The organism is Mitsuaria sp. RG (assembly GCF_028369275.1).
GTDB lineage: Bacteria > Pseudomonadota > Gammaproteobacteria > Pseudomonadales > Pseudomonadaceae > Aquipseudomonas > Aquipseudomonas peradeniyensis.
The window spans coordinates 1-8,723 of the sequence record NZ_JAQMYQ010000087.1 but is presented as its reverse complement, the minus strand read 5'-3'; the positions used below and the strand labels follow the sequence as shown (position 1 = coordinate 8,723).

Genomic DNA, 8,723 nt, shown 5'->3' with positions numbered 1-8,723 from the left:
CGGGGGGGGGGGGGGGGGGCGGGGGGGGGGGGGGCGGGGGCCCCCCCCCCCCCCCCCCCCCCACAAACGCCGCTCCCTCAACAGCCTGTTACGGCAGGACTTGCTTGAACGGCTTGACCACGACCTTGTCGTAGACGCCTGCGGCGATATACGGGTCGGCGTCGGCCCAGGCTTGGGCGGCGGCCAGCGAATCGAACTCGGCGACGATCAGGCTGCCGCTGAAACCGGCGGCGCCCGGGTCGTTGCTGTCGATGGCCGGGTGCGGGCCGGCGAGGACCACGCGGCCCTCGGCCTTGAGCTGCTGCAGGCGCTCAATATGGGCGGGGCGGGCGGCCAGGCGTTTTTCCAGGGAGTTTTCGACGTCGCTGGCGATGATGGCGTAGAGCATGTCAGTCCTTGGGTTTGGAGGTGGAAGGATCGGCATCGTGCAGGTGGCGCGACAGATAGACACCCTGGGCCACCAGGAACAGCACGGTCATGCCGAGGCTGCCGAACACCTTGAAGTCGACCCAGATGTCCTGGAAGGTGAAAGCGACAAACAGGTTGGCGGCGCCGCACACCAGGAAGAAACCGATCCACGCCAGGTTCAGGCGGGTCCAGACTGTTTCAGGGAGTGTCAGGGCGTGACCCATGATGCGCTTGATCAGCACCCGGTCACCGATGAAGTGGCTGCCGGCGAAGGCCAGTGCGAACAGCCAGTTGACCACCGGTGCTTTCCACTTGAGGAAGGTCTCGCTGTGGAAGGCCAGGGTCAGGCCACCGAACACCAGGCAGGCGACCAGGGTCAGCAACTGGCCCTTTTCCAACTTGCCGTGGCGCAGGAACAGCGCGCCGTAGACCACCACGGAGCTGGCGATCAGCATGGCGGTGGCGCTGTAGATCCCGCCGAACTCGAAGCCGTGGCCGGCGAATTCGACCGGGCGCGGGTCCAGTTTGTAGACGATGAAGAACAGCAGCAGCGGGATGAAATCGATGAATTGTTTCACAGTGGCAGCCAGAAGCGGGATGTGACGGCATAATAACAAACATCGATTCCTGCGAAAGCGCTCCTCCATGAATGTTGATCTGCACTGTCACAGCACGGCCTCCGACGGCGCCCTGTCGCCCACGGCACTGGTCGCCCGGGCCCACGAGCACGGGGTGCGGACGCTGTCGCTCACCGACCACGACACCCTCGAAGGCCTGCCCGAGGCCCGCCAGGCCTGCCTGGACAACGGCATGCAGTGGGTCAGCGGGGTAGAGTTGTCGTGCACCTGGGGCGGCGCCACCATCCATGTGCTGGGTTACGATTTCCCGCTCGATGCCCCGCCCTTGCTCGAAGCCATCGGCAATCTGCATCGCGGCCGCTGGCTGCGCGCCGAGGAAATCGACCGCAAGCTGGCGGCCAAGGGCATGCCCGGCGCGCTGGACGGCGCGCGGGCCGTGCAGCAGGAACTGGGCGACAGCGGCAACGCCCCGGCGCGCCCGCACTTCGCCGAATTCCTGGTGCGCGCAGGCTTCGTCAAGGACCGTGGCGAGGCCTTTCGCAAGTGGCTGGGCGCCGGCAAGTTGGGGGACGTCAAGCTGCACTGGCCGACGCTGGAGGAAACCGTCGCCACGTTGCGCCAGTCCAATGCCTGGGTGAGCCTGGCCCATCCCATGCACTACGAACTGACCCGCAGCAAGCGCAGACGGCTGATTGCCGACTATATTCAGGCAGGGGGGCAGGCGCTGGAAGTGGTCAATGGGATGATGCCGCCCGAGCAGGTGGGGACAATGTCGATCCTCACCCGTGAGTTCGGCTTGCTGGCAAGCGCCGGCAGTGACTTCCACGGCCCCGGCACCTGGGGCGAGATCGGTGCCTACCGGCCATTGCCCGAGGACCTGCCACCTCTGTGGCGTCGATTCCGACATGAACAGTCTATGGCGGTATGAACAGGACGACTACGTGAGCCAATTTTTCCAGATTCATGCGGAAAACCCGCAGGCGCGCCTGATCAAACAGGCCGTGGAGATCATCCGCAAGGGTGGGGTGGTGGTCTACCCGACCGACTCGGCCTATGCGATGGGCTGCCAGATCGGCGACAAGGGCGCCATCGAGCGGGTGCGCCGCCTGCGTCAGCTGGACAAGAACCACAACTTCACCCTGTTGTGCTGCGACCTGTCCGAGATGGGCACCTTCGCCAAGATCGACACGGCGACGTTCCGCCTGCTCAAGGCGCACATTCCGGGGCCCTACACCTTCATCCTCAACGCCACCCGTGAAGTGCCGCGCCTGTTGTTGCACGACAAGCGCCGCACCATCGGCCTGCGCGTGCCGTCCAACCCCATTGTCCTGGCGCTGCTCGAGGAGCTTGGCGAGCCGCTGATGAGCGTCAGCCTCATCCTGCCGGGCGACGACGAGCCGATGACCGACCCTTACGAGATCCGCCAGCGCCTGGAGCATCATGTCGACCTGATCATCGACGGCGGCTTCGGTGACCTGAAGGCTTCGACCGTCATCGACCTGTCCGGTGACGAGCCGGAGCTGATTCGTGAAGGGTGCGGGGATCCGACGCCGTTCCTGGTCAACGCATGAGCCAGATGGAAACGCCCGAGGCGCCGACCGACCAGGCCGATGCCCCCCAGCAGTTGCAGCTGGCCCTGGTCTATGGGGAGGTGCTGACCGAGCTGCCGGTGGACCTGTACATCCCGCCGGACGCGCTGGAAGTGATCCTCGAGGCCTTCGAAGGCCCGCTGGACCTGCTGCTGTACCTGATCCGCAAGCAGAACATCGATATCCTCGACATCCCGGTGGCCGAGATCACTCGCCAGTACATGGGCTATGTCGAGCTGATGAAGAACGTGCGCCTGGAACTGGCCGCCGAGTACCTGGTGATGGCCGCCATGCTCGCCGAGATCAAGTCGCGCATGCTGCTGCCGCGTTCCAGCGAGATCGAGGAAGAGGAAGGCGATCCACGCGCCGAGCTGATCCGCCGCCTGCAGGAGTACGAGCGCTTCAAGGCTGCCGCCGAAGGTATCGATGAGCTGCCGCGGGTTGGCCGCGACGTCGTCGTGCCGCGTCTCGAGGCCCCTCAGGCCAAGGTGCGCAAGCTGCTGCCGGAGGTCGCCCTGGAGGAGATCCTGCTGTCCATGGCCGAGGTCATGCGCCGCAACGACCTGTTCGAGAGCCACCAGATCACTCGCGAGACCTTGTCGACCCGCGAGCGCATGAGCGAGGTGCTCGAACGCCTCAAGGGCGGTGGCTTCGTGCCCTTCGTCGAACTGTTCACCCGCGAGGAGGGCAAGCTCGGCGTGGTGGTGACCTTCATGGCGATTCTCGAACTGGTGAAGGAATCGCTGATCGAACTCGTGCAAAATGAGCCTTTCGCCCCGATCCACGTCCGTGCCCGGGCAGAGTGACCTGACGACTACCGATGAACCTGAACGAACCCCGCGAACTGGCGTCGCTGATCGAGGCCTTCCTGCTCGCCTCGGGCAAGCCGCAATCCCTCGAGCGCCTCTATGAGCTGTTCGAGGAAGCCGAGCGCCCGGCCCCCGCCGTTTTCAAAAAGGCCCTGGAGGTGCTGGGCAAGTCCTGCAGCGGCCGTGCCTTCGAGCTCAAGGAAGTGGCCAGCGGCTATCGGCTGCAAATCCGCGAAGACTATGCACCCTGGGTCGGCCGCCTGTGGGAGGAGCGCCCGCAGCGCTATTCCCGTGCGCTGCTGGAAACCATGGCGCTGATCGCCTACCGCCAGCCCATCACCCGCGGCGAGATCGAGGACGTGCGCGGCGTGGCGGTCAACAGCAACATCATCAAGACCCTGATGGAGCGCGAGTGGATCCGCATCGTCGGCTACCGCGAGGTGCCAGGGCGTCCTGCGATGTTTGCCACCACCAAGGCGTTTCTCGATCACTTCAACCTCAAGAGCCTCGATGAACTGCCGGCGCTGGCCGAGTTGCGCGAGCTGGAGCCGGAACCGCTGCTCGACCCGGACGAGGCGCCGGTGCCCGCTCACCTGCAAGCCCTGGCCGATGCCAGCCTGGGCGAGGAGGGTGAGGAAACGGAGCCCAAGGATGAGACCAGCTTCCGCTCGCTGCTGGTGGAGCTGGATGCGATGGAAGAAGGGCTCAAGACCGATTTCGATGATTTGCGCGATGAAGAAGAGCCTGAGGCCTCGGAGCAGGACGAGGGCAAGCTGCAGTCTTGATTTAACTACTGCCTGTGCCGGCCTCTTCGCGGGTAAACCCGCTCCCACAGGGGTATCACAAGCTGTGGGAGCGGGTTTACCCGCGAAGAGGCCGGCCCTGATCAGACAAAGGCCATTTGGCAGAAAAACACTTCCAATTCCACAAAACACTCTACTCTCCAGTGCGTTGCGCGTATGATGCGCGCCCGCTTTCACTACTACACCGGGAGGTGCCCAGATGAGTGACAAAGACCTGCAAGACCAACAACCCACCCCGCCGTCCGGCGAAAAACTGCAGAAAGTACTGGCGCGTATCGGCGTCGGCTCGCGTCGTGACGTCGAGGCCTGGATCGGCCAGGGCCGTATCAAGGTCAACGGCGTCGAGGCCACCCTGGGCCTGCGCGTCGACCTGCACGACGCCATCACCGTCGACGGCAAGCTGATCAAGCGTGTCGAGGCCGCCGAGGCGACCCGCCGCGTGATCATGTACAACAAGCCCGACGGCGAGATCTGCACCCGTGACGACCCGGAAGGCCGCCCGACCGTGTTCGACCGCCTGCCGCGCCCGAAAGAGGGGCGCTGGATCAACATCGGCCGCCTGGACATCAACACCACCGGCCTGCTGTTGTTCACCACCGACGGTGAGCTGGCCAACCGCCTGATGCACCCGTCCTATGAAATGGACCGCGAGTACGCCGTGCGTGTGCGCGGCGAGGTCGACGACGACATGGTCGACCGCCTCAAGGCCGGCGTGGTGCTCGAGGACGGTCCGGCCAAGTTCACCGATATCCAGAAGGCACCGGGTGGCGAAGGCTTCAACCACTGGTACCACTGCGTGGTGATGGAAGGCCGCAACCGTGAGGTGCGCCGCCTGTGGGAGTCCCAGGGCGTGGTGGTCAGCCGCCTGAAGCGCGTGCGTTTCGGCCCGGTGTTCCTCAACTCCGATCTGCCGATGGGTCGCTGGCGCGAAATGAGCCAGGGCGAGATCGACATCCTCGCCGCCGAAGTCGGCCTGCAGCCGGTGGCGCTGCCGGAGATGAAGCTCAAGGCCAAGGACAAGCTCGAGCGCCTGCAGCGCAAGTCGACCCGCCCGCTGGGGCGTGGCGAGCGTGTGCGCACCCTGCGTCCGGCCGCCGAAGGGCAGGGCGAGCGCCCGGCGCGCGCGCCGCGTGAAGAGGCTGCACCACGCAAGGGCAGCCGCGGCAGCGCGGTGGCCGAGCGCCCGAGCGAGATGCGCAAGCGTCCAGCCCGTCCCGAAGGCGACAAGCCAGCCGGTCGTGGTCGCGGCAAGCCGCGTGGCTGATCTGGCCCGGTAACGAAAGAGCCAGCCTTCGGGCTGGTTTTTTTGTGCCTGTTGAAAAGGAAGTCCCTCGATACGCATCCCAGTGTAGGAGCGGGCTTGCCCCGCGATGGGCCGCAAAGCGGCCCCAAGTACCTGAACAGACAGAATTTTTCCCGACCGGTGGCAAATTTTCAAACCACCTTGTAAAGAAAACTATACGATTCTGGGCCTTTTCCCCGGCTTGCCTGTGCTTCCCCACTCTTCGTCACAAAATCTTTCCAAGACTTGCGCGCCAGAGCCTCCCCGGTCCCCTTCACCCCCTTCCCAAACCCCCGCCCAAACGTTGAGATAGCGCCATTGCCGTGTGCAGAGCCAGGCAGGATAGCCAGGCATCGAAAACAACAAAATGGAGGCGCCATGTACGCCGATCACTCCGCCTTTTCAGGCCTTCACCCCAGGACCGGTGCGTTTTTTCCACAGGAAACGATGCAACGCGTTGACGCCTGCGCGTTTGCAGGGGTATACAATGCGCCGCGTTTTACCTGTGACCCCCTTGCGTACCGCGCACGCTTGCTGACACCCGGTTGATCCGCACCTGGCTACCAAGGCCACGAGCGACTTCCCGTCACAAGTATCCAAGGTAACCACCTTGCCCATTCCGCTGCGCCACGAGTGCGGTGGGTCCGATTCCGTCACAGATAAAAACAAGCAGGTGACTTCGTTCATGAGTGGACATAATTCACAGTCTGGCGAACTCAAGCGTGGCTTGAAGAACCGCCATATCCAACTGATCGCCCTGGGTGGCGCGATCGGCACCGGATTGTTCCTGGGCTCGGCCGGCGTGATGAAGTCCGCCGGTCCGTCGATGATCCTCGGCTATGCGATCTGCGGTTTCATCGCCTTCATGATCATGCGCCAGCTCGGCGAGATGATCGTCGAGGAGCCGGTGGCCGGCTCCTTCAGCCACTTCGCGCACAAGTACTGGGGCGGTTTCGCCGGCTTCCTGTCGGGCTGGAACTGCTGGGTGCTGTACATCCTGGTGGGCATGTCGGAGCTGTCGGCAGTGGGCAAGTATGTCCATTACTGGTGGCCGGAGATCCCGACCTGGGTCACCGCGGCGGCATTCTTCCTGCTGATCAACGCCATCAACCTGATGAACGTGAAGTTCTTCGGTGAGGCCGAGTTCTGGTTCGCGATCATCAAGGTCGCCGCCATCGTCGGCATGATCGGCCTGGGCGCCTACCTGCTGACCAGCGGCAGTGGTGGCCCGGAAGCGTCGGTGACCAACCTGTGGGCCCATGGCGGCTTCTTCCCGCATGGCGTCAGCGGCCTGGTCATGGCCCTGGCCTTCATCATGTTCTCCTTCGGTGGCCTGGAAATGCTCGGCTTCACCGCGGCCGAGGCCGACAAGCCGAAGACCGTGATCCCCAAGGCGATCAACCAGGTCATCTACCGCATCCTGATCTTCTACGTGGGTGCCCTGGTGGTGCTGCTGTCGCTGACCCCATGGGACAGCCTGGTGGCCAGCATCGACGCGTCCGGCGGCAGCTACGGCAGCAGCCCGTTCGTCCAGGTCTTCTCGCTGCTGGGTAGCGACGTGGCCGCGCACCTGCTGAACTTCGTGGTCCTGACCGCGGCGCTGTCGGTGTACAACAGCGGTACCTACTGCAACGCCCGCATGCTCCTGGGCATGGCCGAGCAGGGCGATGCCCCGGCGGCGCTGGCCAAGGTCGACCGTCGCGGCGTGCCGGTACGTTCGATCCTGGTGTCGGCGGCCGTGACCCTGATCGCGGTGCTGCTCAACTACCTGATGCCGCAGAACGCCCTGGAGCTGCTGATGTCGCTGGTGGTGGCGACCCTGGTGATCAACTGGGCGATGATCAGCTACTCGCACCTGAAGTTCCGCCAACACCTCGACCGCACTGGCCAAAAGCCGCTGTTCAAGGCGCTGTGGTACCCGTACGGCAACTACCTGGTGCTGGCCTTCGTGGTGCTGATCCTCGGCATCATGCTGCAGATCCCGGGCATCCAGGTGTCGGTGTACGCCATGCCGGTATGGCTGGTGGTGATGTATGTGTTCTACGTGCTCAAGAGCAAGCGTGGGGCGCAGGCCAACGGCGCTGCCGGTAGCGTGGCCAAGTAAGCGTCGAGGCGCTTCGAGAAAACCCGATGCCGGGTGACTGGCATCGGGTTTTTTGTTGTCTGTACCGGCCTCTGCGCGGGTAAACCCGCTCCCACAGGGGGCACAGAACCTGTGGGAGCGGGTTTACCCGCGAATGGCCGGCTCTGGCAATCGATGACTCAGATCTGTTCCAGCAACCAGCCACGAAACGCCCGCAACGAAGGCAATGCCTCATTCCTTGGCGGGTAGATCAGGTAATAACTGCGCTGGCTGGCAAACGGCGCCCCCGGGCTGAACAGCTCGCCACTGGCCAGTTCCTCCTCCACCAGAATCCTGGGCACCAGGCCAATCCCTATCCCCGCCCGCACCGCCTGGATCAAATGTGACGTCAGCTCGAAGCTCGGCCCCAGGCGCATCGAGCGGTGGGGCAGGGCGTGGTGGGAGAACCATTCGCCCCAGGCGTGTGGATTGTTGGCGACGTTGAGCAGCACCTCTTCGCTGATCCGCGCCGGGCACCAGTCCTGGCCATCGCGAGCGCTGTCCGGCGGCAGGATCACCACCAGTTCCTCGGCGTGCAGGCGATGACAGACCAGCCCGGGCAGGTCGTGGGTGGCCACGCCGATGGCCGCGTCGATCTCGCTGGTGTCGAAGTTGATTGCCTCGATACGGGAATGAATGTGCACCAGCATGCCCGGATGAGCGCCATAGAACGCATGCAGGCGCGGCAGCAGCCATTTCGAGCCGAAGGTCGGTAGGGTCGCCAGGCGCAGGGTACCGACCCCGGACTGATAGGCCAGGGCTTGCAGGGTGGCGCTGCGGATACGCCCCAAGGCTTCGCTCAGCTCGCGCTGGTAAAGACGGCCCACGTCGGTCAGTTGCACCTGGCGCCCCTCGCGGCGGAACAGGGTGAGCCCCAGTTGCTGTTCCAGCGCCTGCACCTGGCGACTTACCGCGCTCTGGGTCAGCGACAGCTCGGCGGCGGCGCGGGTGTAGCTTTCATGTCGCGCGGCGGCCTCGAAGGCCAGTAGCAGCGACATCGAAGGGGTGAGGTGGCGGTAATTCATTCATAAAGCTCATCGATAGCGGCAGGAATATCCGTTTGCCCCTGGCGCGAAACTACAGGAACATGGGCGTATTCGTCATGCGGTATAGATCATTCATACCGTAGTCG

At 64.2% G+C, this 8,723-nt stretch carries 9 protein-coding genes; 6 read left to right on the top strand and 3 right to left on the bottom strand.

The window, feature by feature from the left end:
* Positions 1-88 precede the first annotated feature (88 nt).
* The gene (locus tag POF53_RS25670; RefSeq protein WP_186732960.1) at positions 89-388 is read right to left on the bottom strand and encodes a YciI family protein; all 300 of its coding nucleotides are present in this window, start codon (positions 386-388) and stop codon (positions 89-91) included.
* Between the two features lies 1 nt (position 389).
* Complete coding sequence (locus POF53_RS25665) at positions 390-986, bottom strand: septation protein A (RefSeq protein WP_234561908.1); 597 nt, start codon at positions 984-986, stop codon at positions 390-392.
* Positions 987-1,053: 67 nt separating this feature from the next.
* Here POF53_RS25665 and POF53_RS25660 point away from each other — a divergent pair, with 67 nt between their 5' ends.
* The 6 genes from POF53_RS25660 (at position 1,054) to POF53_RS25635 (ending at position 7,573) form a co-directional block, all read left to right on the top strand.
* The gene (locus POF53_RS25660) at positions 1,054-1,914 is read left to right on the top strand and encodes a PHP domain-containing protein (RefSeq protein ID WP_203651510.1); all 861 of its coding nucleotides are present in this window, start codon (positions 1,054-1,056) and stop codon (positions 1,912-1,914) included.
* Between the two features lie 13 nt (positions 1,915-1,927).
* Positions 1,928-2,557 carry an L-threonylcarbamoyladenylate synthase gene (locus tag POF53_RS25655; RefSeq protein ID WP_082337815.1) on the top strand — a complete coding sequence of 210 codons (630 nt, stop codon included), beginning with the start codon at positions 1,928-1,930 and terminating at the stop codon, positions 2,555-2,557.
* Positions 2,554-3,381, top strand: a complete 828-nt coding sequence (locus tag POF53_RS25650) for a segregation and condensation protein A (RefSeq protein WP_498970004.1) — start codon at positions 2,554-2,556, stop codon at positions 3,379-3,381. Before POF53_RS25655 ends, POF53_RS25650 begins: the two co-directional genes overlap by 4 nt.
* A 14-nt stretch (positions 3,382-3,395) precedes the next feature.
* Positions 3,396-4,169, top strand: a complete 774-nt coding sequence (gene scpB, locus POF53_RS25645; protein ID WP_254465072.1) for an SMC-Scp complex subunit ScpB — start codon at positions 3,396-3,398, stop codon at positions 4,167-4,169.
* 217 nt (positions 4,170-4,386) lie between these two features.
* Positions 4,387-5,451: a 23S rRNA pseudouridine(2605) synthase RluB gene (gene rluB, locus POF53_RS25640; RefSeq protein WP_203651515.1), complete on the top strand. Its 1,065-nt coding sequence runs from the start codon at positions 4,387-4,389 to the stop codon at positions 5,449-5,451.
* Positions 5,452-6,154: 703 nt separating this feature from the next.
* Positions 6,155-7,573, top strand: a complete 1,419-nt coding sequence (locus POF53_RS25635; protein WP_232857337.1) for an amino acid permease — start codon at positions 6,155-6,157, stop codon at positions 7,571-7,573.
* 158 nt (positions 7,574-7,731) lie between these two features.
* Here the strand turns inward: POF53_RS25635 and POF53_RS25630 are convergent, their stop codons facing one another.
* A complete protein-coding gene (locus tag POF53_RS25630) occupies positions 7,732-8,616 on the bottom strand; it encodes a LysR substrate-binding domain-containing protein (protein ID WP_232857338.1) in 885 nt (294 codons plus the stop codon).
* Positions 8,617-8,723 lie beyond the last annotated feature (107 nt).

Bases quoted from the DNA above. Each gene is read 5' to 3' on its own strand.
- POF53_RS25630 (WP_232857338.1), bottom strand. From the start codon at position 8,616: ATGAATTACCGCCACCTCACCCCTTCGATGTCGCTGCTACTGGCCTTC.
- POF53_RS25650 (WP_498970004.1), top strand. From the start codon at position 2,554: ATGAGCCAGATGGAAACGCCCGAGGCGCCGACCGACCAGGCCGATGCC.
- POF53_RS25670 (WP_186732960.1), bottom strand. From the start codon at position 388: ATGCTCTACGCCATCATCGCCAGCGACGTCGAAAACTCCCTGGAAAAA.
- scpB (WP_254465072.1), top strand. From the start codon at position 3,396: ATGAACCTGAACGAACCCCGCGAACTGGCGTCGCTGATCGAGGCCTTC.
- rluB (WP_203651515.1), top strand. From the start codon at position 4,387: ATGAGTGACAAAGACCTGCAAGACCAACAACCCACCCCGCCGTCCGGC.
- POF53_RS25660 (WP_203651510.1), top strand. From the start codon at position 1,054: ATGAATGTTGATCTGCACTGTCACAGCACGGCCTCCGACGGCGCCCTG.
- POF53_RS25635 (WP_232857337.1), top strand. From the start codon at position 6,155: ATGAGTGGACATAATTCACAGTCTGGCGAACTCAAGCGTGGCTTGAAG.